General features: G+C 49.9%; 26 protein-coding genes. 15 read left to right on the forward strand and 11 right to left on the reverse strand.

From position 1 onward, the window contains the following. Positions 1-25: 25 nt before the first annotated feature. The 4 genes from murA to N179_RS13510 all read right to left on the reverse strand — a co-directional run bounded on the left by murA (position 26) and on the right by N179_RS13510 (position 3,465). On the reverse strand, positions 26-1,273 hold the full coding sequence (gene murA, locus N179_RS13495) for a UDP-N-acetylglucosamine 1-carboxyvinyltransferase (RefSeq protein ID WP_023469551.1): 1,248 nt from the start codon (positions 1,271-1,273) through the stop codon (positions 26-28). Between the two features lie 28 nt (positions 1,274-1,301). Further along, on the reverse strand, positions 1,302-1,949 hold the full coding sequence (gene fsa / locus N179_RS13500; RefSeq protein ID WP_023469552.1) for a fructose-6-phosphate aldolase: 648 nt from the start codon (positions 1,947-1,949) through the stop codon (positions 1,302-1,304). A gap of 154 nt (positions 1,950-2,103) precedes the next feature. Beyond that, positions 2,104-2,958: a class II fructose-1,6-bisphosphate aldolase gene (gene fba, locus N179_RS13505; RefSeq protein ID WP_023469553.1), complete on the reverse strand. Its 855-nt coding sequence runs from the start codon at positions 2,956-2,958 to the stop codon at positions 2,104-2,106. Positions 2,959-3,090: 132 nt separating this feature from the next. After that, positions 3,091-3,465 (reverse strand): response regulator, encoded by a 375-nt coding sequence (locus N179_RS13510; protein WP_023469554.1) that lies wholly within the window; start codon positions 3,463-3,465, stop codon positions 3,091-3,093. A gap of 94 nt (positions 3,466-3,559) precedes the next feature. Between N179_RS13510 and N179_RS13515 the strand changes: the two genes are divergently transcribed. Next, positions 3,560-4,069: a DUF2529 family protein gene (locus tag N179_RS13515; protein WP_035395788.1), complete on the forward strand. Its 510-nt coding sequence runs from the start codon at positions 3,560-3,562 to the stop codon at positions 4,067-4,069. 100 nt (positions 4,070-4,169) lie between these two features. Here N179_RS13515 and N179_RS13520 read toward each other — a convergent pair whose 3' ends face one another. Beyond that, positions 4,170-5,765 (reverse strand): CTP synthase, encoded by a 1,596-nt coding sequence (locus N179_RS13520; protein ID WP_023469561.1) that lies wholly within the window; start codon positions 5,763-5,765, stop codon positions 4,170-4,172. 270 nt (positions 5,766-6,035) lie between these two features. Beyond that, the gene (gene rpoE, locus N179_RS13525; protein WP_023469562.1) at positions 6,036-6,560 is read right to left on the reverse strand and encodes a DNA-directed RNA polymerase subunit delta; all 525 of its coding nucleotides are present in this window, start codon (positions 6,558-6,560) and stop codon (positions 6,036-6,038) included. Between the two features lie 170 nt (positions 6,561-6,730). Here rpoE and N179_RS13530 point away from each other — a divergent pair, with 170 nt between their 5' ends. The 4 genes from N179_RS13530 to N179_RS13545 all read left to right on the forward strand — a co-directional run bounded on the left by N179_RS13530 (position 6,731) and on the right by N179_RS13545 (position 8,523). Next, positions 6,731-7,174 carry a GNAT family N-acetyltransferase gene (locus tag N179_RS13530; RefSeq protein WP_023469563.1) on the forward strand — a complete coding sequence of 148 codons (444 nt, stop codon included), beginning with the start codon at positions 6,731-6,733 and terminating at the stop codon, positions 7,172-7,174. A gap of 45 nt (positions 7,175-7,219) precedes the next feature. Further along, the gene (locus tag N179_RS13535) at positions 7,220-7,537 is read left to right on the forward strand and encodes an ArsR/SmtB family transcription factor (RefSeq protein WP_023469564.1); all 318 of its coding nucleotides are present in this window, start codon (positions 7,220-7,222) and stop codon (positions 7,535-7,537) included. A 65-nt stretch (positions 7,538-7,602) separates the two neighbouring features. Continuing rightward, complete coding sequence (locus N179_RS13540; protein WP_023469565.1) at positions 7,603-8,031, forward strand: DMT family transporter; 429 nt, start codon at positions 7,603-7,605, stop codon at positions 8,029-8,031. 12 nt (positions 8,032-8,043) lie between these two features. Next, the gene (locus N179_RS13545) at positions 8,044-8,523 is read left to right on the forward strand and encodes a DMT family transporter (RefSeq protein ID WP_075643039.1); all 480 of its coding nucleotides are present in this window, start codon (positions 8,044-8,046) and stop codon (positions 8,521-8,523) included. A 394-nt stretch (positions 8,524-8,917) separates the two neighbouring features. Here N179_RS13545 and N179_RS13555 read toward each other — a convergent pair whose 3' ends face one another. The 3 genes from N179_RS13555 to N179_RS13565 are packed head-to-tail and all read right to left on the reverse strand — an operon-like array spanning position 8,918 to position 11,177. Then, on the reverse strand, positions 8,918-9,388 hold the full coding sequence (locus N179_RS13555; protein ID WP_075643040.1) for a heme-degrading domain-containing protein: 471 nt from the start codon (positions 9,386-9,388) through the stop codon (positions 8,918-8,920). Then, entirely contained in the window at positions 9,376-10,425 is a 1,050-nt protein-coding gene (locus tag N179_RS13560; RefSeq protein WP_075643041.1) for a Gfo/Idh/MocA family oxidoreductase, read from the reverse strand. The genes N179_RS13555 and N179_RS13560 overlap by 13 nt, the downstream gene beginning before the upstream one ends. Further along, positions 10,422-11,177 (reverse strand): DeoR/GlpR family DNA-binding transcription regulator, encoded by a 756-nt coding sequence (locus N179_RS13565; RefSeq protein ID WP_075643042.1) that lies wholly within the window; start codon positions 11,175-11,177, stop codon positions 10,422-10,424. The genes N179_RS13560 and N179_RS13565 overlap by 4 nt, the downstream gene beginning before the upstream one ends. 126 nt (positions 11,178-11,303) lie before the next feature. On the opposite strand from N179_RS13565, the gene N179_RS13570 reads away from it, so the two are divergent. From N179_RS13570 to N179_RS13585, 4 genes are all read left to right on the forward strand, one after another. Next, on the forward strand, positions 11,304-12,137 hold the full coding sequence (locus tag N179_RS13570) for an SDR family oxidoreductase (RefSeq protein WP_023469570.1): 834 nt from the start codon (positions 11,304-11,306) through the stop codon (positions 12,135-12,137). A gap of 94 nt (positions 12,138-12,231) precedes the next feature. After that, the gene (locus tag N179_RS13575; protein WP_075643043.1) at positions 12,232-13,797 is read left to right on the forward strand and encodes a sensor domain-containing diguanylate cyclase; all 1,566 of its coding nucleotides are present in this window, start codon (positions 12,232-12,234) and stop codon (positions 13,795-13,797) included. Positions 13,798-13,809: 12 nt separating this feature from the next. Next, complete coding sequence (locus N179_RS13580; protein ID WP_047394390.1) at positions 13,810-14,139, forward strand: potassium channel family protein; 330 nt, start codon at positions 13,810-13,812, stop codon at positions 14,137-14,139. Positions 14,140-14,152: 13 nt separating this feature from the next. Further along, on the forward strand, positions 14,153-14,803 hold the full coding sequence (locus N179_RS13585) for a hypothetical protein (protein WP_075643044.1): 651 nt from the start codon (positions 14,153-14,155) through the stop codon (positions 14,801-14,803). A gap of 53 nt (positions 14,804-14,856) precedes the next feature. On the opposite strand, the gene mgtE is transcribed toward N179_RS13585, so the two are convergent. Further along, positions 14,857-16,209 carry a magnesium transporter gene (mgtE, locus tag N179_RS13590; protein ID WP_035395754.1) on the reverse strand — a complete coding sequence of 451 codons (1,353 nt, stop codon included), beginning with the start codon at positions 16,207-16,209 and terminating at the stop codon, positions 14,857-14,859. 229 nt (positions 16,210-16,438) lie between these two features. Here mgtE and N179_RS13595 point away from each other — a divergent pair, with 229 nt between their 5' ends. The 4 genes from N179_RS13595 (at position 16,439) to N179_RS13610 (ending at position 19,521) form a co-directional block, all read left to right on the forward strand. Continuing rightward, complete coding sequence (locus N179_RS13595; protein WP_035395750.1) at positions 16,439-17,176, forward strand: metal ABC transporter ATP-binding protein; 738 nt, start codon at positions 16,439-16,441, stop codon at positions 17,174-17,176. Next, positions 17,173-18,018 carry a metal ABC transporter permease gene (locus N179_RS13600; protein WP_023469576.1) on the forward strand — a complete coding sequence of 282 codons (846 nt, stop codon included), beginning with the start codon at positions 17,173-17,175 and terminating at the stop codon, positions 18,016-18,018. Before N179_RS13595 ends, N179_RS13600 begins: the two co-directional genes overlap by 4 nt. After that, on the forward strand, positions 18,015-18,932 hold the full coding sequence (locus tag N179_RS13605) for a metal ABC transporter substrate-binding protein (RefSeq protein WP_023469577.1): 918 nt from the start codon (positions 18,015-18,017) through the stop codon (positions 18,930-18,932). Before N179_RS13600 ends, N179_RS13605 begins: the two co-directional genes overlap by 4 nt. Positions 18,933-19,008: 76 nt before the next feature. After that, complete coding sequence (locus tag N179_RS13610) at positions 19,009-19,521, forward strand: PCYCGC motif-containing (lipo)protein (protein ID WP_023469578.1); 513 nt, start codon at positions 19,009-19,011, stop codon at positions 19,519-19,521. A 71-nt stretch (positions 19,522-19,592) separates the two neighbouring features. Here N179_RS13610 and N179_RS13615 read toward each other — a convergent pair whose 3' ends face one another. After that, entirely contained in the window at positions 19,593-20,033 is a 441-nt protein-coding gene (locus N179_RS13615) for a hypothetical protein (protein ID WP_023469579.1), read from the reverse strand. Between the two features lie 189 nt (positions 20,034-20,222). Between N179_RS13615 and N179_RS13620 the strand changes: the two genes are divergently transcribed. Next, entirely contained in the window at positions 20,223-21,236 is a 1,014-nt protein-coding gene (locus tag N179_RS13620) for a zinc-binding alcohol dehydrogenase family protein (RefSeq protein WP_304465957.1), read from the forward strand. Between the two features lie 215 nt (positions 21,237-21,451). Beyond that, positions 21,452-23,884: a HAMP domain-containing sensor histidine kinase gene (locus N179_RS13625; protein WP_075643045.1), complete on the forward strand. Its 2,433-nt coding sequence runs from the start codon at positions 21,452-21,454 to the stop codon at positions 23,882-23,884. Positions 23,885-23,929: the final 45 nt, after the last annotated feature.

Raw genomic sequence — 23,929 nt, forward strand, 5'->3', positions numbered from 1 at the left:
TCCCCTCTCCCTTGTTACAAATCGGTCAAATCGTTTCACGCCATACGAGGGCGCCAAGTTCCTTCAACTTCTGATCAAATCGTTCGTAACTCTGGTCAAGCACTTCTGCATGGTGCAGCGTCGTCTCCCCTGAAGCGAGAAGTCCCGCCAAGACAAGTGCTGCGCCACCGCGTGGGTCCGGTGCCTCGATTTCCGTACCAAGTAAGGATTCGCCACCACGAATGATGATTGAGGCGTCTTCATGCGTGATTCGAGCATTCAAGCGTCGTAACTCCTGCACATGCCGGAAACGCTGCGGATACAACTTATCGACGACGATACTTGCTCCTTTTGCTTGCAGCAACGCTGCCGAGATGACAGGCTGTAAGTCGCTCGGGAATCCACCGTAGTGGAAGACACGAATATCGACCGGCTTCGTCTCCTGAAACGTCGCCGTGACGGAATCATCCGTTGCTTCGATCAACGCACCGTACCGCTCGAGTTTTTGGATGACGCTCTCGAGATGAAGCGGAATGACGTTATCGACGGTGACGCGTCCAAGTGCCGCCCCCATCGTCAAGAACGTTCCTGCCTCCATTCGGTCCGGAATCAAGGTATGCCGGCAACCACTTAGTTGCGATACGCCCTTGATTCGAATCTCGTCCGTTCCTGCCCCTTTGACGCTTGCCCCCATGTTCGTCAACATCGTACTGACGTCGATGACTTCCGGGTCGTAGGCGGCGTTTTCGATGACAGTCGTTCCTTCAGCGAAGACAGCGACGAGTAAGGCACTGATCGTCGCTCCGAAAGACGGGAGATCGAGGTAAATTCGGTTACCGACGAGACGATCGACGCGCATGTAATGGACGCCTTGCTCGTTACGTACAGAAACACCTAGACGCTCTAGTGCTTTGATGTGTAAATCGATCGGTCGTGGTCCGATGGCATAACCTCCAGGAAGACCGACGACTCCTTGTTTGAATCTGGCTGCCAGAACGCTCATGAGGTAGATCGATCCGCGTAACTTGCGCGTCTCCGCACCAGTCAACGGCATCGATTCGACCCGGCTTGGATCAATCGTCACCATATCGCCTTGACGTGTCACGACCGCGCCGAGCGTCTCCAAAATCTCGATCATCGTCGCGACGTCGCCAATCTCCGGCACGCCTTCAAGAACGACCGTTTGATCCGTCAGGAGGGCTGCAGCAAGACACGGGATGGCGCTTTGCTTCGAACCACTGATTGATACGGTTCCTTCTAGGCGTTGTTGCCCTACGATATGCAAAATGTCCACGTTCCATCAACCTTTCTCTTCGCTACGATTATTGCTGCGTTTTTTCCCAGTCCGCGAGGAACTTTTCGATCCCTTGCGTCGTGAGTGGGTGGTGTGTGAGTGACTCGATGACCGAGAACGGAATCGTCGCGATGTCTGCGCCCGCAAGAGCAGCGTTCGTGACGTGAACCGGGTTCCGGACCGATGCCGCGATGATCTGTGTCGGAATATCATGTACGACGAAAATTTGAGCAATCGTCTCGACGAGCCCCATTCCATCTTGGCCGATGTCATCTAGACGACCGAGGAATGGTGATACGTATGTCGCACCAGCACGGGCTGCGAGTAACGCTTGGTTCGGATTGAAGATCAATGTGACGTTCGTCGTGATCTTCTCTTTTGAAAGGGCTGCGACTGCTTCGAGTCCTGCCGGAGTCATTGGAACCTTAACCGTAATGTTCGGTGCAATTTGGGCAAGTTCCTTCCCTTCACGAATCATTCCTTCTGCATCGAGCGCGATGACTTCAGCGCTAACAGAGACGTCCCCGACGATTTCACAGATTTCACGAAGTCGTGTATGGAAATCGACGCCTTCCTTAGCGACGAGCGACGGATTCGTCGTGACACCATCTAAAATCCCCATTTTATGTGCTTTCTTGATGTCTTCTACGTTTGCTGTGTCAATGAAAAATCTCATCTTTCTCGTTCCCCTTTCATCCCTTGAAATCGCTTACGACTCTATTATAGGTTTTTTTCACGAGAAGTCCTACTGTTTTCCATTGAATATATGTTCACATGATATGAAAAAAGCACGGTAGACCGAAGTCTACCGCACTTTAAAGAGGAGTCGATTAAGCTTTGTTGCTTGAACCGAACTCACGCATCTTACCGATGACAGTTTGTTTGATTGCTTCACGACCTGGTGCGATGAATACGCGTGGGTCATATGCTTCTGGTTTCTCAGCTAACACTTCACGAACGACTTTCGCGAATGAGATTTGGTTCTCTGTGTTAACGTTGATTTTTGAAGTTCCGAGTGAGATCGCTTTTTCGATATCGTGTGTCGGAATTCCAGTTCCACCGTGAAGAACGAGTGGGAGGTTTGTCGCATCACGGATTTCTTCCATCTCTTTGAATCCGAGGTTTGGTTCACCTTTGTATGGTCCGTGAACAGAACCGAGTGCAGGAGCAAGCGTGTCGATTCCAGTTTCTTTGACGATGCGTACACACTCGTCAAGTTTCGCGTACATGACATCACCGATGACGTCGTCTTCTTGTCCGCCAACTGTGCCAACTTCCGCTTCTACTGAAACGCCTTTAGAGTGAGCGTATTCAACAACTGCTTTTGTTGTTTCGATGTTTGTGTCGATCGGGCTGTGCGAATCATCGATCATGACAGATGTAAATCCAGCGTCGATCGCTTCTTTACATTTCTCAACGCTCGAACCGTGGTCGAGGTGGATTGCAACTGGAACTGTGATTTTCATGTCGTGTACAAGACCTTCAACCATTTTCACGACAGTGTAGAATCCGCCCATGTGGCGTGCTGCACCTTCAGATACTCCAAGGATGACTGGTGACTGCTCTTCTTGAGCCGCACCGAGAATCGCTTGTGTCCACTCGAGGTTGTTGATGTTGAATTGACCTACTGCATACTTACCTTCGAGAGCTTTGTTTAACATGTCTGTCATAGATACTAATGGCATAATGACATCCTCCTCTGTTTTGATCGCTGCTTACACGAACTCGTGCAATTTCAGACTGATTATAACATACTGATTCATCGGAACGTACAGCATTTCGCTCGGTTTTTTGGTTTGTGACGGCGACGTGAAAGATTAACCGCTTACATCGTGAGAAATTTGCACAGTCACTTCTTTTTTTAATTCAAAGATGTCAAATGGCTTTCCGAAGAAGGCGACAACCCCTAATCGTTTCGCTTCTTCCATCGCTTCTTTTTCACCGAGTGCCGTCATTAAAATCGTCCGGACACGTCGTCCGATCCGGTCCTGATGACGCAACACTTCGATCCCAGTCCGCCCCGGCATGTTGACATCCATCAACAATAGATCGTACGCTTTTTCCTGTAAGTAGACGATCGCTTCCTCTCCATCGACGGCGACGTCCGTTTCATACCCTTCTGCCCGGAACAATTGCGCAAGCAAATTCCGGATTCCCGGCTCATCCTCGACGATCAACAATCTGCCTTTCATCTCTGCCACTCCCCCTCTAGTTATTTCCATTCTACACTAAAGCAAAACTTGCTTTATACTGTCCTTGAGAGAAACATAGAAAGGATGAAGAAAAATGATGAAAATCTTAGCTACACAATTCAACGGAAAATTGCAAACGCTCGCAAAACAGGAAGACGAACTATTCGATGTCGTCCGTCTACTCGCACAAGCGCTCGTCGGAGAAGGCACGGTCTACGTCGACGCTTACGGCGAATGTGAAGGACTCTATCCGATGCTCTCAGAAGGACCAGACCAGATGAAACGCGTTACGAAGATCAAGGATCGAAAGACCTTGCACGCTGTCGATCGTGTCTTAATCTTCACGCCGGATACGGAACGTTCGGATCTCCTCGCTTCTCTTGCCCGTTACGACGCATGGCATACGCCTTATGCGATTGTCACACTCAGTGACGTGACGGAAACGCTCGAGCGTTCGATTGCTCCGCTTGCATTGAAGTTCAATAAAGGATTGCTTCCGGCAGAGGACGGTTCACGCCACGGACTACCGAGTCTTGCCCTTTGTGCGTTCCTCTTGACGCATATCTTGACGCAACTCCAAGAGATGACGGAAGAGTGGGATTGACGTTTTTCTTCTATAATATGCAGTTCTTAATCTAACCAATCAAAAAAGACGCGGTGACCTTCTATGATGCTGAAGGTTACCGCGTCTTTAATTATCTTTCTTATTCACCAAGTGATGCTTGGATGAAGTCATGGAAGAGTGCTTGTGGGCGTTCTGGACGTGAGATCAATTCTGGGTGGAACTGACACGCGACGAACCATTTGTGTTCTGGAATTTCGATGATCTCAACGAGACGACCGTCTGGGCTCGTACCTGAGAAGACCATGCCGTTTGCTTCGAATTGCTCACGGAATTCGTTACCGAACTCATAACGGTGACGGTGACGTTCGTAGACGAGTTCGCTTGAATACGCGGCACGCGCTTTCGTTCCGTCTTCGAGTTTACATGGGTAGAGTCCGAGACGGAGCGTACCACCGAGGTCCTCGATGTCTTTTTGTTCTGGCAACAAGTCGATGATCGGGTATGGTGTCGCTGGGTCGATTTCCGCTGAGTGTGCGCCTTCAAGGTTGAGGACGTTACGTGCGAATTCAACTGTTGCGAGTTGCATCCCGAGACAGATACCGAAGAACGGTACGTTGTTCTCGCGTGCGAAACGTGTCGCTTCGATTTTCCCTTCGATACCGCGTTCGCCGAATCCACCAGGAACGAGGATTCCGTCTGCCGAACCAAGCAATTCGTTGACGTTTTCACGCGTCACGTCTTCTGCGTTGATCCAGTCGATTTCGATGTCACTGTTGAAGGCAAATCCAGCGTGTTTTAATGCTTCTGCGACCGAAATGTACGCATCACGCAATTCGACGTATTTCCCGACGAGTGCGATCTTCGTCGTCTTCTCGAGGTGCGTCACTGTGTGAACGAGTTGTTTCCAAGCCGTCATGTCAGCAGCTGGTGTATCGAACTTGAAGTAGTCACAGACGAGTTGGTCCATACCTTGGCGTTGCAAGTTGAGTGGTACTTCATAGAGTGTCGATGCATCTTGTGCTTCGATGACTGCTTCCGGACGTGTGTCGCAGAAGAGAGCAATTTTATCTTTCATCTCTTGTGGGACTGGGTGCTCCGCACGTAAGACGATGATATCTGGTTGAATACCGTAGCTACGGAGTTCTTTGACACTGTGTTGTGTCGGTTTCGTCTTGAGCTCACCTGCTGCTGCAAGATACGGAACGAGCGTACAGTGAACGTACATGACGTTTTCTTTCCCGATATCGTTTTTCACCTGACGAATGGCTTCGATGAACGGAAGCGATTCGATATCCCCTACTGTTCCACCAATCTCTGTGATGACGACGTCAGCGCCCGTTTCTTTTCCAGCGCGGAAAACGCGATCCTTGATTTCGTTCGTGATGTGCGGAATGACTTGGACCGTTCCACCGTTGTAGTCGCCACGGCGTTCCTTCTTGAGGATCGTCGAGTAGATACGTCCAGACGTGACGTTTGCGTTCTGGCTCAAGTTGATGTCGATGAAACGCTCGTAGTGACCAAGGTCAAGGTCCGTCTCCGCGCCATCATCCGTGACGAATACTTCCCCGTGCTGATACGGGCTCATCGTACCCGGGTCGATGTTGATGTACGGGTCGAATTTTTGGATCGTGACGTTGAGGCCACGGTTTTTCAAGAGACGAGCGAGCGATGCAGCTGTGATCCCTTTACCGAGTGACGATACGACGCCACCTGTTACGAAAATATACTTTGTCATGTTAAATATTGCTCCCTTCTCTAATTCACATCTCAACAATACAGAGGTGGTAAAAACAAAAAAGCAAAAGTGCCCCCATTGGAATAGGAGACACTTTTGCTGAAATAAGCACGTTGCTTAAAGAAGCCCATGACTAACTTACGTCATTCGGAAAACTTCGTCAAGCCTAATTTTTCAAAGAAAAATTTCCGTGCTCGTTCGTCAGCCGTCAACGAAAAAACTGCCATTTCTATAGGGAAATAGCAGCTGTACAGTTGTGGTTGATCGTGCTTAGACTTCCTCTTCTTCTTCGAAGTCTTCTAAGTCTTCTTCGTCGAGATCGTCATCGAGATCATCGATGGCTGCGACTTTTTTGAACGTATCATCGTCTTCGCTGTCGTCAGCTGAATCATAGTCCGCTGTCTTCGCGAATGTATCGAGATCGTCTTCGATCGTCTCGAACTCATCTTCTTCTGCATCATAGTTGAACTCTTCTTCAAACTCATCGAGTTCTCCACGTTGACGCGCTTCGATGACGAGATCCTCATCCGACTTATCGAACGGATACCAAGCGCGGAGTGACCAACGGTTCGCTCCGACGTTGACGAAGTTTCCATCGATGTTCATGTCTGTATAGAGTTGAGCAAGTTTCTCGAACTTGTCTTCTTCATCTGTAAACGTATGGTACTTTTCGATTTCTGACGTGATGTCATCGAACGTGATTGGCTGTTCGCCAGCTTCTTGCAACATTTCGTTGACGAATTCGATCAGCGAAAGATCAGTAATCTCTTCTTTACTTAAACGGCTGAGGCTCATTGTGACGGCCACTTCCTTTCATTTGCGTTCAATCCATTACTTCTCATTATACGCAAAACGGCTTTTAAAAATCCAGTCTCTATTTAAAAAAAGCTCGAATTGATTCTCGATTCGTGTTTTTCCCACTCCCGAAAAAGGAATATCCAAGGGAGAAGAAGGAGGAATGACAGATGGAGATGACAATCGAACGGGTCAACGATTTTGATGACTTCAACTGGTTACCAATCTTATCAAAGAGTACACAGGAAGGCTATCCCTTCATCGAACGGATGCTACGTGAACGCCGAAATGAAACGTATCGAGAAGACGGAGAAGCAATGTTCGTCGTTTTGTCGCTCTCCGGTCACGTCATTGCGTGCGGGGGTTATATGAAACAAACCGACGCGATCGACGTCGGTCGGATTCGTCATGTCTACGTCTTACCGGAAATGCGACATCACGGTGTCGGTACGCAACTGCTTGAGAAAATCATTCCAGAAGCGCTGTTGACGTATTCCGAGCTCTGGCTCTATACGGACGATGCCAGTACATTTTATGAACGATTTGGTTTTGAGCCGTATACGGCAACTAAGGTGACACATCGACTTTTAAAGCATGCATTCGTCCAACCTTAAGTGTCTTGGATTGACATATCGAGAATCATCGATTAGTTTAAGCGTATGACAAATCAAGTGGATCTATTCAAGGCATTATCGAACGAGGTACGTCTTGATATCTTACGCTGGCTCAAGGATCCCGAGACTCATTTCAATAAGCCGACGGCCCATCTCGCGACGAATCTGTCGGACAAGGGAGGCATCTGCGTCGGAGATATCCAAGAGAAGGCGAACTTATCTCAATCGACCGTCTCCCAATATCTTGCGATGTTGCAAAAAGTCGGATTGCTCGAATCCGAACGTCACGGCAAATGGACGTATTACCGGCGAAATGAAGAAAAAATCCAGGAGCTTGCAGCGTACCTCAAAGGAGAACTTTGATCCGTTCTCCTTGCCTTACATATCGACATTTCTCGATATTTAGATTCGTGAAAGGATGAATTCTGTTGAAAATCGTGTATTACGTACTCGCGTTACTTGCGGGTATCGCTTTAAGTGTCGAAGGAGCCATCTATGGTGAACTCGGGAACTTCGTCGGAAAACTCGAAAGTAGCTTTTATAATTTCTTCGCCGGTACGATCATCATCGGACTGATCGTCCTCTTCTTCGGAAAAGGTTCACTCGGCTATACATTCCGTGCACCGAAATGGACCTTGCTCGGTGGTCTGCTCGGTAGCATCTACTTGACGATCCTGATCATCAGCATCCCGCTCGTCGGTGTCGGTCTCGCCATGATCAGTGTCATCATCGGACAGATGATTGCCAGCATGGTCATCGAACATTACGGCTGGCTCGGTAGTCCGAAACGTCCGATCAATCGTGACAAGCTGACGGCTTCTGCTTTGATGCTCGTCGCTCTATTTCTCATCTTTTAAGGAGGTTCGCTCGTGAATATTCTATTACTCGGTTTTACATTACTCGGCGGCGTGATGCTGAGCGCCCAGTCCTCGATCAACGGTGCCTTCAGTCAAAAGGCAGGGGCTCTCGAAAGTACGTTCCTGACTTTTTTCACCGGAATGCTGATTCTCGCACTCGCCATCTTGTTCTTTGGTCAAGGGAACGTCTTGCTCTTGCTTGAAGCACCACGTTGGCAACTCAGTGCCGTCTTGTTCGGCGTCAGTTATCTCTTCCTGACGATTCTTGCTGTCCCGCAAATCGGTGTCACGGCAGCTAGTATCGCGACCGTCATCGGTCAACTCGCAGCAGGTATGGTCATTGATCACATCGGTGCGTTCGGTGGCGTCGTCGTTCCGCTCAACGGAAAACGTCTGCTTGGTCTGCTTACGATGCTTGCTGCGCTTTACTTCGTCTATCGCGGGAACACACGTAAAGACGTGTCGGCTTCATCTGATTCGATGGCATCGTAACGATTGTCCTCACGATTCGTTCACGCGCTTTCCTCAGTCGAGACACAAGCCAGTCTCGGCTGTCAGTGACAGCCGACCCGGGTCTTGTTTATCTCTGACAGCGCAAAATCTTGCGCTTTTTCCTGTAGGAATTGCGTGAACAACGTGAGTCCTGCTGTTTCTCATGATCTATCAAAATAGAACATAAAAAACCGAAATGCTGAAGTATATTCACTTCAGCATTTCGGTTTTTTCGTGTCGAACGATCCGTTGATGAACGTGCAAGACGAAGACTCCTGCGGGAAAAGCGGAATGGGTGAGACCCCGTAGGCGCGAATGCGGCGAGGAGGCTCGCCTTCCGCCCGCGGAAAGCGAAGTCTTGCACGAGAATCAACACTTGTATTTTATAAATACCTTATTGCCCCAGCTGTTGTCTCTTAAGTAAGCGCAACGCTTCCGTCGCAAGACGATGATCTGCTTCCTGCGATAGACCGGAAACGGTGATCGTACCAACGACACCGACTCCTTCGATCCGGATCGGGAACGATCCACCGGCATCGGCATAATCAGATGGCGAGACCGCATACATCGAGTGGTACGAGCGATGTTTACTCTCATTATACCGACGCATGTAGAGCGAGCTATAGCCATGCCGTAAGACGACGTTCGATTTCCGGCGGATCCACTCTTCCTGATCCGGTGCCGTACCGTCGAGCGCCGCGTAATATAAACGCTGTCCATTCCGTTTGATTTCAACGGCGATCGATAAGTTCTCCTTCATCGCCCGTCCGATCAATTCATGTCCCATCCCGATCGCTTCCGTATTCGTCAAGGACGTCAAGACGAGTTCGTCCTCTTCCGCTAGCAACACCTTCAATTCTTCCATGCATCCCATTCCTTTCGTAAGAGGCGTCGTCCTTCATCACTGCTGATACGTACTGCTTCAATCAAACGCATCGTTTTTTCCGCGTCGCGTAAATCGACAGGTACTCGTCCCCTGCGAAGTCCTTCCGCCAACTGTTCATAAAACGTCGCATAACTGCCTGGAAGTGTCGCGAGACGCTCGACTGGCTGATCAGCGATTTGAAGGTAACCGTAGGAATCTACTTCATCTTCACCGAGCTGTTCGTTCACCGGATGACCTTTCGCAAGCCGTCCTTCTTGCGGGTCCATTCCGTATTTAATGTAACTGCCGCGCGTCGCATGAAACTCGAAACGTGGTGTTGGTCCTTGAATGAAGGACGTCGAACGGAGAATGACACGACGCGTCCCGTAGTGCAACGTGATATGGAAACCATCATCGACGACAGCACCGTCACGTTGCAGGTAGACGTCGCCCGTGAGTGCATCAGGTTCTCCGAATAAGGCAAGTGCTTGATCGAGTAAGTGTGAGCCGAGATCAAACAGGATGCCGGCGCCACTTCCCGCTTGTTCCCGCCAGCGTTCCCGAACGACCGGGCGATAGCGATCAAAGCGTGATTCGATGACTTGCCAGTCGCCGATCTCGTTCATTTCCATCAATTGTTCAAGTGTCAGGAAGTCACCGTCAAAGCGACGATTTTGATAGACGGCGACTTGAACGCCGTGTTGTTTCGCTAACGTTTGCAGCGCCAGTGCTTCTTCGATTGTTACGACAGCCGGCTTTTCGAGTAAGACGTGCTTTTTTGCTTCAATCGCTTGTTTTGCCATTTCGAAATGGAGTGCCGTTGGTGTCGTGATGATGACGAGCTCCGTGTTCTCATCCTGTAAGGCTTCAGCAAGTGTCGCGACGACCGTCGCCTCACTGAAATAGCGCGCTACCTGTTCCGGTCGACTGGAGACGACTTGTGTCACTTCAAATGCCGGTAATGCCTGTAAGAACGGAACGTGGAACGTCACCGCTGAAAAGCCGAATCCGACGAGCGTTGTTTGAATCGGGTTCATGTTGTTTCCTCCTCTGTCACGTCGAGATCGACATGATAATGATCTAGTCGTTCTTGCCACGTTGCATCTGGAACTTGATCGGTAACGAGCACATCGATTTGCTCCCAGTCACAGACCTTATGAAAAAAACGCTTATTGAATTTCGTATGGTCTGCGAGGACGATGACACGGGTCGCACTTCGAATCATCGCTTTCTTTACGACCGCTTCTTCGAGTTGTTCCGCAAAAAGTCCTTCTTCCGTCAATCCACATGCTCCAAGAAAAACACAATCAACTTGATAATTCAGGATGTCGTCTGCCGTCTTGATCCCACTCAAGCTACGCGCATGCCGGTCGAAACGTCCTCCCGTGACGTACAGCTCAATATCCGTGCGAGCTCCGACATAGTCTGCGATATCGAGGGAGTTCGTGATGACTTGTAGTGGATATGGCGGAAGTGCTCGTGCCATCTCAGATACCGTCGTTGCAGCATCGAGCAATAAGCGATCGTTCGCTTGGACGTGACGCGCTGCACGCTGCCCGATCCGCCGTTTTTCCGGTTTCTCTGTCCGCTGTTCATATGCAAGCGTTCCACCAGCACGGACTAATCCATTCTTAACGCGAATGATCTCCCCTTCTTGTTCGAGGACGATGACGTCACGACGTGCAGTATCTCGTGAAATCTGATACTCCTGCATCAATTGATCGAGCGAAATTTCAGGACTCGTCTTGATCCATTCCCGCATCTGTTGCAACCGTTCGATTTGCCCCATCGATTCCTGCCTCCTTTTTCTTTATATTAAGTTTTTTCATTACAATATGCAATTTTAATGCAAATAGTTCAACAGTAATTCGGGTAAATAATAGAAGACTACTACTTTCAGAACGGAGGAATTGATATGCAAACGATGTTGATCACGGGTGCTTCTTCCGGTATCGGTCTTGCAACGGCGCGGCGATTCGCAGACGCCGGATGGTTCGTCTACGCTGGTGTCCGGAGTCCAGACGAAATGACCGTGTCATTACCGACGCTTACCTTCTTGCCGCTCGATGTGACGGATGAAACAAGCGTGAAAGCAGCCGTTCGTCAAATTGAACAAGAAGTCGATCATCTCGACGTCGTGTTCTGTAATGCCGGTCATGGTTTGCTGCGCGCACTCGGTCAAGCGACGAGTTATGAAATCAAGCAACTCTTCGAAACGAACGTCTTCGGTGTCATCCGAACGATCGAAGCTTGTCTCCCCTTACTCAAACAAGCACCGGACGGTAGTCACTTACTCGCGACTTCAAGCGTCAGTGGTCTCGTCGGTCAACCGATGAATGAACTGTATTGTGCCAGTAAGTTTGCGATCGAAGGGCTGTTCGAAAGTCTTGCGACCTACTATAAACCGTACTTCAACATCGACGTCACCCTGATTGAACCAGCCGCCGTCGAGACGAACTTTACCGCAACTGTGCTCGATCAACTCGAACGGACGGGCGGCTTACACGAAGACGACTTCAAACCGATCATCACGGCCTATTTGCAGACGTATCGGACGCGACATGCCGATCGCCAATCGGCAGAAGCTCTGGCTGAGGTGATCTTCGAGGTCGTCCACCGTGACGAACGTCCGTTACGGATCCGGACGACAGAAGCCGATGAACATTTCGTCGCCCATAAGACACATCATGATCCGTCAGGTCTCGAAGGGATCGCCAAAATACGACGACTGACATTAAATCTCGACTGATTTCCCTTTTTTTGAAATTTCAATCCGCCTAAGCAATCTTCGCCCACTATACTGAGACTATCTACCTAAAAATTATCTAGAAGGGCGGAACGCCATGCCATCCTTGTTTCTTTTTACGATCGTCTATCTGATTCCGACCTTCATCATGTTCTACATGTCGATTGATATATTTTTACGCAATCCATCACGTCCGCAACACCGACTGCTTAGCTTATTCACGTTCGCTTACGGGATGTTGTTCCTTGGTGAATTTTTCCGGAATGCCTCCCCGATCGAGTTTAGTCCGGCATTCGTGACCTACTGGTTCGGAAATGCTGGTCTGATCGTCTTCAGTACATCGCTCCACTTCATCTTTCGCGTCTCGAATTTGTGGAAACGAATGCCACGTTTACTGTACCCATGGATCTTCTATCTTCCGATGGGCGTCGTGCTGACGACATACGTATTCCAGACGAACGTCATCAACAGTCAGCAATTCACACAGGTCGGACAGTTCATCTATCCTGAATTCAACACACAATATCTAGTGACGATGACGATCGGGAACATCTTCCATCTCCTCGTCATCGGTCTGCTCGTGTACGCACGGACACACTTGAAAGATGCGCGTCGTGGCATTATCAACGTCTTACTCAGTGTCGCGATTCTCGTTCTCGCGTGGGATATCGTCTTCGGCTACTGGTCGTTCTACGGCATCATGCCACCGTATGCCTATATGTATGGCGGTTTGTTCTGGGCAGGAGCACTGGCAATCGCAATGCGCCGATTCGATTATCTCGCGTCCTATCAGAAGCGTTTCGCGACGCTCTACAATTTGAATCCTTCGGCAATCCTGCTGCTCGACCGGGATGGACGAATCGAGAGTGCCAACCCAGCCGCTCATCGGCTGTTTGAGACCGATGACTTAACGGCATGTACGTTTTCGACCTACTTGCCGGATAAAAAACAAGCCGATTGGTCGCTGCATTATATGACGCACTTTTTATCGCAACGTAAGTTCAATGAATTCGAGACGAAGATTTTGACAGCACAACAACAAGAACGCTACGTCGTCATGGATGCCGATTTCGTCTTCATCGAACAAGAGCTGCACGGGATGCTGTTGATTCGTGATATCCAGTCCTTCAAGGAAGCGGAGCAGACGATTCGTTTCTTCGCCTACCACGATCCGTTGACGAAGATTGCGAATCGCCGGAGCTTTTATGAACGTGCAGCGCAAGAGTTACTCGAGCTTGATCATATCGCGATCATCGTCGTCGACCTCGATGGTTTCAAAGCCATCAACGATACGTATGGACATCAAATCGGTGACGCCTTCTTGATTCATATCGCTCGCCTACTAGAACATCATGCGGAACAGAATGGGTTCGCTGCCCGTGTCGGTGGCGACGAATTCTTCTTACTCTATCGTCATCCGTCTGTCGCTACGCTCCATGCCTATGCTGCGAATTTGTTGACGTACTTGCAAGACAACCCTTACCGGTTCGCTGAAGAAACCATTGAAATCCGAACGAGCATCGGACTCAGCTACTCACCCAATCACGGCGTCGATCTCGACACGCTGATTCAGCATGCTGACCAAGCGATGTATCGCGTCAAACATGCCGGAAAGAACGATTATTTCATTCATGATACGATGGACTCGACGCAACGATCCTAAAGGAGAGATTCCATGATTTCTGTACTGACGATTTTTTCACGCTTATTCAAGGGATTGCGCCGCGCCTTTCACTTATCTTACTTTCGTGGTCTATTGATTCTCTGCCTGTTGACGCTCGTCTCTGGAACGATCTTCTATAGCACGGAAGAAAACCTGTCGATGGTGGATGCACTTTACTTTTGTATCACGACACTAAGTACGGTTGGGCATCCAACATTCGTTCCAACGACGACGCTCGGTAAGGTCTTTACGATGGCATATATCACGATCGGCTGCGGGCTGTTCTTAACACTGATTGCCACGTTATCGTATGTCCTGATTAAACAACCGGAGGATGAATAAGGGGGAATGATCCATGCGCCAAGCTGCCATCCAAAATAATTTCGATTGGTGTCGCCTCGTCTGTGAGTCAGCCGGTTGCCGGGTGACGGAAACTGATTCGACCTGGCACGCTCAAGGAAGCGTACCGAGCTATTATCCGGAACTGATGGTCCGGCTTCCCCATCAGCGAATTGGTGTCACGGATGTCTACAGTATCAAGGACTGCACGGCAAGCTATGATTTCTCGAGTGCCGGTCTCAGTCATCTGTTCACAGCGGAATGGATGACCCGCCCTGCCATACTCGATCGCCGTGCTCTTCCCGTCGATTGGTCCGTCGTGACGGATCTCGATCAGTTCGCTCGCTTCCAGGCTATCCAGGCAACACCGGAGTTGCCCACAACGTTATGGCAACATCCCGCTGTCCGCTTCTTCTATTCGGAGGCGCAACAAGCAAGTTGCATCGCCTACTCGAATCAAGTGACGACCGGACTGACGTACGTCAATTCCGATTACCTCGACGAACGCTTATGGGATGATATCGCACGTTTGAGTTCAGCACATTTTCCCGGTCAATCGCTCGTCGGTTACGAGTATGGCGATCACCTGATCACAGCGCTTGAATCCGGCTTTGACGACGTTGGTCCACTCGCGATCTGGATTCGCACGACGCATGATCACACATGAAAAAACCGAACCGATTCCCTTCCTCTTGACGAAGATGAATCGGTTCGGTTTTTTTACATCAAGCGGCTAATGAATGCCGTTGCAATCCCGAAGTAGACGAGGAGCGATAAGATATCGTTCAACGTCGTGATCAATGGTCCGGATGCGATTGCTGGGTCAATCTTTAGGCGATGTAAGATGAGCGGAATGATTGTTCCAGCAAGTGTCCCAAAGATCAACGTGATGACGAGCGAACTGCCGACGACAAGTCCTAAGACGGCACTTCCTTGCCAGACGTAGGCGATGACGGCGATCAAGATACCACAAATGACACCAATGATTAAACCAACCCAGAGCTCCCGTAGGATCAACCGAGTCGCGACCCGCTTATCGACTTCACGCGTGATCAATCCGCGGACGACAACCGCGAGCGATTGGGTACCGGTATTTCCGGTCATACCAGCAATCATCGGCATGAAGAAGGCGAGCGCGACGACTTTTGAGAGCGTCTCTTCGAACTGACTGATGATTGATCCAGAGACGAGCCCGATGAACAGTAGCAAGACGAGCCACGGTAAGCGACGGGTCGCAGCAATCCACGGCTTCGTCTCGAAATCAATCGATTTACCGGATGCCGAGAGTTTCTCGATGTCTTCGTTTGCTTCTTCCCGTAAGACGTCAAGCGCATCATCGACCGTGATCAATCCAACGAGAATGTCGCCCTCGACGACGGGTAACGAGACGAGATCATAGCGTTCGAACAGTTGCGCGACCTCTTCCTGATCGGTCTCTGCCGCTACCCGAATCACCTTCGTCTCCATGACGTCACTAATCCGTTCCGTGTTTTCAGCTAAGATGACATCCCGGTATGAGATGACACCAACGAGTTCACTGAGTTGATTGACGACGTAGACATAGTTGATCGTCTCCGAATATTCGATGTAGTCGCGCATCTTCTCGACTGTCTCACCGACCGTGAAATCCTCTCCGACCCAGATGAACCGGTTCGTCATCAAGCGCCCTGCCGTTTCCGGTGGATACGTCAAGAGATTGCGGACGATCAGAGCCTCGTCCGTCCGCATGCTTCCAAGCAAGCGGTCAGTCTCTTCCGGTCCCAGTTCCTCGAGTAAATCCGCGACGTCATCGTTCTCCATTAAATCGAGGACGTGCCCGGCACGCTCGACGTCTAAACGACGTAAGACGGCGAGACGTTGCTCCCCTTCGAGCTCCTCGAGGACATCCGCCAATCGCTCGTGATCCAGATAGTCGAGGAGTCGTGCCTGATCGTCTTCGCCCAACTCTTCATACACTTGCGCGATATCATACGGATAGACCTCTTCGATGACTTGCTGTGCTTGCTCCCGCTTTTCCTTCGCGAGCGCATCGAGCAATAACCACTTCCATTGTTGTTCTGCTGTCTGACGCAATCTCCTCACCCCCATTACGATTCTGCCTTTTCATCTTAGCACGAGTTGATTCGCGATCGATATCGAAAAACAGTTGACATCTGTTTCCTATGGCTTTAAAGTTTGCCTTAAGGAAACATTATTTGTAGACCGAATCTTTTTCCAGTGATTGGAGTTAAAATTTTTACCCTTTTTTTGCCCTAAGGAAACTTTCCTTCTATATACCACAAAACCAAAGGAGTGATCATTCATGTACGCCCTTGACGTTGATCGTCTCACCGTCTCTTATTTTGATACCCATGCACTCGACGGAGTGTCCGTTCGCCTCCCGGTCGCTTCGTTGATTGGCATCATCGGACCGAACGGTGCTGGTAAATCCACATTCTTAAAAGCCGTCCTCGGTCTGATCCCGGCTCGTATCGAGCAGTTACGCGTGCTCGACCAATCACTCGAAGACGTCCGGTCACGCGTCGCTTATGTTCCACAACGAAGTGCAATTGATTGGGATTTCCCGGTTCGTGTGCAGGACGTCGTGTTGATGGGCTGTTATCCGAAGCTCGGCTTATTCAAACGACCATCGAAAGCACAAAAAGCGTTCGCCATGGATTGTCTCGAACGCGTCGGTATGTCCGATCATGCTGAACGCCAAATCGGTGAACTGTCAGGCGGACAGCAACAACGGGTCTTTCTGGCGCGTGCCCTTGCCCAAGAAGCAGAGCTACTATTGCTGGACGAACCGTTCGTCGGCATCGATGTCGCGAGTGAGCAGATGATCATCGAGCTCTTACGGACACTCCGAGCCGAAGGGCGGACGATTGTCGTCGTCCACCATGATTTGCATAAAGCAGAAGACTATTTCGACACATTGATGCTGTTGAACAAACAACTGATCGCTGTCGGTCCACCGTCTGATATCTTGACACCGGAATGGCTCGAACCAGCGTATGGCTTACCGCTATTCGAACGACGCAAGGAGGGACAAGGATGACGTTCATCGAGGCATTACTTCAGTATGAGTTCTTACAAAAAGCGATGATCACCGCCGTCATGGTCGGCATCATCTGTGGTGTGATCGGCTGTTTCATCATCCTTCGCGGAATGTCGTTGATGGGGGATGCAATCTCGCACGCCGTTTTACCTGGTGTTGCGATTTCCTATCTACTCGGAATCAACTTCCTGATCGGTGCTGTCGTGACGGGTCTCGTGACCGCACTCGGAATCGGCTTCGTTAGCCAGAACAGTCGCATCAAGAACGATACGGCAATCGGAATCATGTTCACATCCGCCTTCGCCCTCGGGATCATCCTGATTTCGTTCTTACGTAGCAGTAGCGATCTCTATCACATTCTGTTTGGTAACGTCCTCGCGGTCCGTCCGAGCGACATGTGGATGACCGTCATCATCGGATTGATCGTCCTCGGTGGAATCTTCTTGTTCTACAAAGAGTTGCTGATCAGCTCGTTTGATCCGACGATGGCGCAAGCCTATGGACTATCGACGCGTTGGATTCATTACGGACTGATGACGTTACTAACACTCGTCACCGTCGCTTCACTTCAGACCGTCGGCATCATCCTCGTCGTCGCGATGCTGATCACACCGGCAGCGACCGCGTATTTACTGACGAACCGCCTCTCACGGATGCTGTTCCTAGCGGGAGGCTTCGGTACGTTGTCCGCCATCATCGGACTGTATTTCAGCTTTACCTATAATCTATCTTCCGGTGCGTCGATCGTCCTCGTCGCGACGACGTTGTTCGCCCTCGTCTTCGTCTTCTCACCACGTCACGGTCTGATGCGTCACCGGAAACGAAAGGAGTCTACTGTATGAAATTAAAACTTTTTCTGTTCGTCCTCCTCAGCACGGTCTTGCTTGCTGCTTGTTCGACACCTGCAGAAGATAACGGGAAGCTGAAGGTCGTTGCGACATATTCGATTCTCGCTGACCTCGCACGTGAGGTCGGTGGTGAACATGTCGATGTCCACAGCATGGTCAAGATCGGGGCAAACCCGCACGAGTATGATCCACTTCCAGCAGACGTACAAGCGATGGCAGATGCTGACGTCGTCTTCTACAACGGGTTGAACCTGGAAGCCGGCGGTGCGTGGTTCGATAAACTCCGGGCAACGACTGGCAAAGACGCGTCTGACGCACCAGTCTATCGTTTAAGCAAAGGCGTCGAACCGAAATACCTGACGACGAAGGGCAAAGAATCGGAGACTGATCCGCATGCGTGGCTCGATATAAGCAATGGGATTCGCTACGTCGAAAACGTCAAGCAGGCATTAATCAAGGAAGATCCGAAGCACAAAGCCGACTACGAAAAAAATGCCGATGCCTATATTAAAAAATTGCAGACGCTTGATCAGGAAGCGAAAAAGCAGTTTGCCGCTATTCCGAAAGCAGAACGTCATCTCGTCACGAGCGAAGGAGCCTTCAAATACTTCGGAACTGCCTATGACGTCAAAGCGGATTATATTTGGGAGATCAACTCAGATAATCAAGGAACTCCGGCTCAAGTCCGCCGGATCGTCGATACGATCAAGGAGCAAGATATCCCTGTCCTGTTCGTCGAAACGAGCGTCGATCGGCGGAGCATGGAAACCGTCTCAAGGGAGACTGGTGTTCCGATCGGTGGTACTCTCTTCACTGACTCACTCGGTGCACCGGGTAAGGATGGCGACACTTACTACAGCATGATGCAAGCAAACATCGAGACGATCACGGAAGCACTCGCCAAGTAAGCGTCAACAAATCGTCACGCCTTCTCGATACGTCTTTCCTTATAATGAAGGCAAGACGATGAAAGAGAGGCACATTATGCAAACAGGACTATATCGTTACGCCTTTCCCCTCAGTATCAGCCTGTTGCTCGCTGCATGCGGAACAGCTGATCAAACGGGTGCTCCGAAGACAGAACAGACGAATCACGGAGATCATGCTGACCATGCCAGCCACGGTGCTGGTGATCAACTCGAGAAGACCGCGGGACCAGACACGTTACCCGCTTTTCTGAACGAACAGGATGAGTCGATCCAAACGATTTACCGCTCCGTCGCTAAACATCCTGATCTCTTGAAGAAGATGCCTTGTTATTGTGGTTGCGGTGAATCTGCTGGTCATACAAGCAACTATGACTGCTTCATCGAAGAGCAGACTGCTAGTTCCACGACCTGGACGACGCACGGCATCACGTGCGGCACCTGTCTCGATATCGCAGCACAGTCGATCGTTGCTTATCAAAAAGGTAGCTCCGTCAAGGAAATCCGGACTGCCATCGATCAAGCTTATAAGAAGACCGGTGTCACACCGACGCCAACTCCGGCACTTTAATAAACAGTCCGCCCTCCTCGCGATGAACGTCAGGAAAGGCGGACTGCTTTTTCATGTTCCGTTTTTCTGTCTCATGTGGAGCGCTCTTGACTTCTAGCTCGCAAGACGAGCGGCCGACCCGACAACAGCTCATCCAGTTGATAGTACGTATGCGCCCGAATCGGTCGATCCGTTCGTGGCAGATGACGGAGCTCGTATGCCACTTCGAGTAAGTAAAATTTGTATTCCTCCCCTTCATCAAAACCGAAGCTCGCGCGACGTTCTTCGATATACGCTAGGACACGCTCCTGTTGCGAGAACGAGAGCCGCTGGACTTGTGGGGCAAGTGCCTCGTGCGGAGAGAGCACGATTTCCCGCTCCGTGCGATACAGTCGATGCATGACGCCACCACTTTGACGCAAGGCAATCAAACGCGCGGGTCGATACGGACGTGGGTGCGGATGCGCATGGACGAGGTAACGTTCAATCGTGACTTGAGTCGGTCCTGCCGGTAGAGAGATGACGTCATACATACAAAATCGCTCCTTCTCAAAAGTTGATAGCTACTCTCATATGCTACCATATCTATCCAGCATTCTTACGTTGACGACAGAAGGGGAATCGGTTTTCAAAGTTTCGCAATTGGTTTTAAGACCGAGCGGGGGTGGAACAGATGGAGAGAAACGATTCCTATCTGGAAAGGATGATTGTCGATGTCGAACATGTCCGCTGTCGGTTTCCACCGACACTTACCACTAACGGAACAAGAGAGTCTGATTGATTTAGAACTGCCACGCCCGGAAGCAACCGGACACGATTTATTGGTTGAAATCAAAGCCGTATCGGTTAACCCGGTCGATACGAAAGTCCGTGCTCACGGGAAAGACGAAGACGCCCCGAAGGTCATCGGTTACGATGCAGCCGGAGTCGTCATTGAAGTCGGCGATGATGCCTCCCTCTTCCAAGTCGGTGATGAAGTCTATTATGCCGGTGCGATTCAGCGCCCTGGGTCAAACAGTGACTTCCAACTCGTTGATGAACGGATCGTCGCCAAAAAGCCGGAACGGTTGACGTTCAGTGAAGCCGCTGCTCTCCCGTTGACGACGCTGACAGCTTATGAAGCATTGACCGATCGTCTCGGATTGACGTTTGACGCTAAGTCGAATCTCGAGAAGACGATTCTCATCATTGGAGCTGCTGGTGGTGTCGGTTCAATCGCGACACAACTCGCGAATCACGCTGGGCTGACCGTCATCGGAACGGCGTCGCGTGACGAGACGATTGATTGGGCGAAGGAACACGGTGCACATCATACGATCAATCACCACGAGGCATTCCGTCCTCAGCTGGAAGCCCTCGGTTACAAATACGTCGACTATATCTTCTGTCTCAATGCGACGGACCAACATTTTGAGACGATGGTCGATGTAATTGCACCACAAGGGAAAATCTGTAGCATCGTCGAGACGGATCAAAAACTCGATTTAAGTGCGCTCCAACAAAAGAGTGCGACGTTCGTTTGGGAGTTCATGTTCACGCGTCCGCTGTTTGCGACAGAGGACATGATCCGCCAACATGAGATTCTGACGCAAGTCGCAGCATGGATCGAAGAGCATACACTTGAGACGACGGTGACACAGACGTTAATCGGCATGAACGCTGACAATCTGAAAGAAGCACACCGTCTCGTCGAGAGCGGAAAAACGATTGGGAAGATCGTCGTCGAACATCATTAATGGGCATCGGAGCAGGTTGGGAGTAAAATCCCGTCCTGCTTTTTTGTCGTTCTAAGTTTTCTTTGTGAACCTGTATCTCTTACTTTGAAGATATTTTAAGCATTATGACTATATTTATTCGTCTAAAAAATGTACGATTACGGTAACAAATATTCCAACGTAATACATCTAATCGACGCTTGACTCACATAGACAAAGGAGCATCCATAATCCATATGCGAAAATGGTTCAATCAAAAGATCAGCCGACAGATCATGTCGTCGTTTTATCTCATTCTTATTACACTATCGATCTCTTCCCTGGCTGCTTATTTTTACACGAACCACCAAGTCACGGATGCGAAACAAGAGCTCGATGCGATCAGCTTGCGCGAAGATCGAGCGACAAAACTTTGGGACGATTGGCAGTCCCTTCAATACGAGATGCGGGGTTATATCGTCTTCGGTGACGATGCCGTGCTCGACGTGATTGATGAAAAAAAAGCCTCACTCGAACAACAGACGGCTTGGTTTGAGAAAAATCGTCTCTACAAGGCGGATCAAATCTATGCGTCTGATATTCGTTCGCTCTATAATTCTTATACCAATTTCGTCATGCCAAGCTTAATTAAATATGTCCAAGCAAAACAAGAAGGAAAGATTGACGAACGTTTCTTGCAGATGCCAAGTCTGAAGGCGATGATGCCACAAGTACCACGGGATCCGAATCGGAAATTCAAGATGAATGCCTCAAACAGTGAGACGATGCGTAAAAGTGTCAACACGATGGAGAGCACATTCACGAACTATCGGAGTAGTCTTCGCGCGAAAGAACTCGGTGCAAAAGAACAACTTGTCACCCAGACAAAGTATGCTGAGTGGATTTGGCTCGTCAATCTGCTCGTATTGTTCCTTGTTATCTTGCTGATCGTCCGCCCGTTCATCGAACGGACGACGCGACAAATCCACCTTCTCAGCAAGGAGAGCAAGCTCCTTGCAAGTGGTGAGCATACGTTACCGTTGATTCCGCTCAACCGTGCTGACGAGATCGGTGAATTGAGTAAATCGTTCCATCAGATGGCGACAGCCTTGATTGAAAACAAACACCAATTGATGTCGACGAACGTTAATCTCGAAGATGCGTTGAAACTGACGCAACGGAACGAGTCCCATTTACGGCTACGTAATCAATTGACGGAGACACTTGCGTCGCGTGATAGCATCAGTGCTTATCCTTCTGTCATCCAAAAGATGGTTGAGATCACGCAGTCTGATCAAGGCGCACTGATCTTTAAAGAAGGAACAAAAGTCATCGATATCGTCTTTTATCCACAGACACCTCTCACAGTCGAGGATTGGATGCCAACGATTGAGCCGTTATTGCGTGAGTCGCGACAAGATAAACGACCGCATACACAGTTCGAGGACGAAGTCGCACGCGCTGTCACACCGGTTCTTGATCCGAGTCAAAATGAGATCATCGCCTATATCTTCTTGTCCCGCGATCAGGATCGGTTTGATCGTTACGAGCAGGAGGAACTAGCCGCTTTCGCGCGCCAGCTGGCATTGTCACTCTTGCGGATGCGGACGTTCGACGAGATTGAACGCGAACGGGAAAAAACGGCGCGACTATTGAACTCGATTCGTGAATCGATCGTCTATATCGAACCCGAAGGCGATATTCAATTGATCAATCGACCGTTACTTGACCTGTTCGATCATCCGGTAGATGACAGCCTCGATGAGAACGGACTGATGAACATCACTCCGTCTGTCGTTCAACTCAAGCATCGCGTCGACCAACTACCGGAATTCGAACGTTACTTGAAAAAGACGTTCGTGAAACGAGAAATCGGTGAAGGAATCACCTTCTCGATCGATCACGAGCGACGCTTCATCAAGACGTATTCCGAGAGCATTCATTATGGTGGACAGTTCCGCGGGATTCTACTCGTCTTACGTGACGTGACGAACGAAGTCGAGATCGATCGAATCAAAAATGAACTCGTCTCGACGATCTCGCACGAACTGCGGACACCACTCTCGTCGATCTATGGCTTTACTGAGCTGATGATCCAGCGTGACCTGCCACCGAAGCGACAGAAGAAGTATCTCGAAGCGGTCCATTCGGAAACAGAACGTCTTTCGCTGTTGATCAATGACTTCCTCGACCTGCAACGGATGGAAGCAAACCGTCAGGAATATGAGATGGCACCGTTCGATATCGTCGCGATGATTCGTGATTTGAAACAGTTGCATAGCCTGTCGTCTTCTTCCCATGCGATTGAAATATTCCGAAACGTCGAACCGCTGATCGTCGAAGGGGATGCGAAGAAGATTCGCCAATTGTTCAGTAACCTGATCAACAATGCGATTAAATACTCACCAGCTGGTGGAACGATCGATATCCAACTAACGCGACACACGTCACGTGTCACCGTCGCGATTCAAGATGAGGGCATCGGGATTCCAGCTTCTGCGATGAGTAACCTGTTCCAAAAATTCTATCGTGTCGATAATTCGGACACCCGTCAAATCGGCGGTACTGGTCTTGGGCTCTCAATCTGTCGCGAAATTGCGCGTGGACATGAGGGAGAAATCCATGTCGAGTCGATCGAAGGGCAAGGCTCGACGTTCACAGTCGAACTTCCGTTGACACAAAACACATGATGCATACGAAAAAGCGCCAGAATGCGAATCCGCATTCCGGCGCTT

Source organism: Exiguobacterium indicum HHS 31 (genome assembly GCF_001939065.1).
GTDB lineage: Bacteria > Bacillota > Bacilli > Exiguobacteriales > Exiguobacteriaceae > Exiguobacterium_A > Exiguobacterium_A indicum.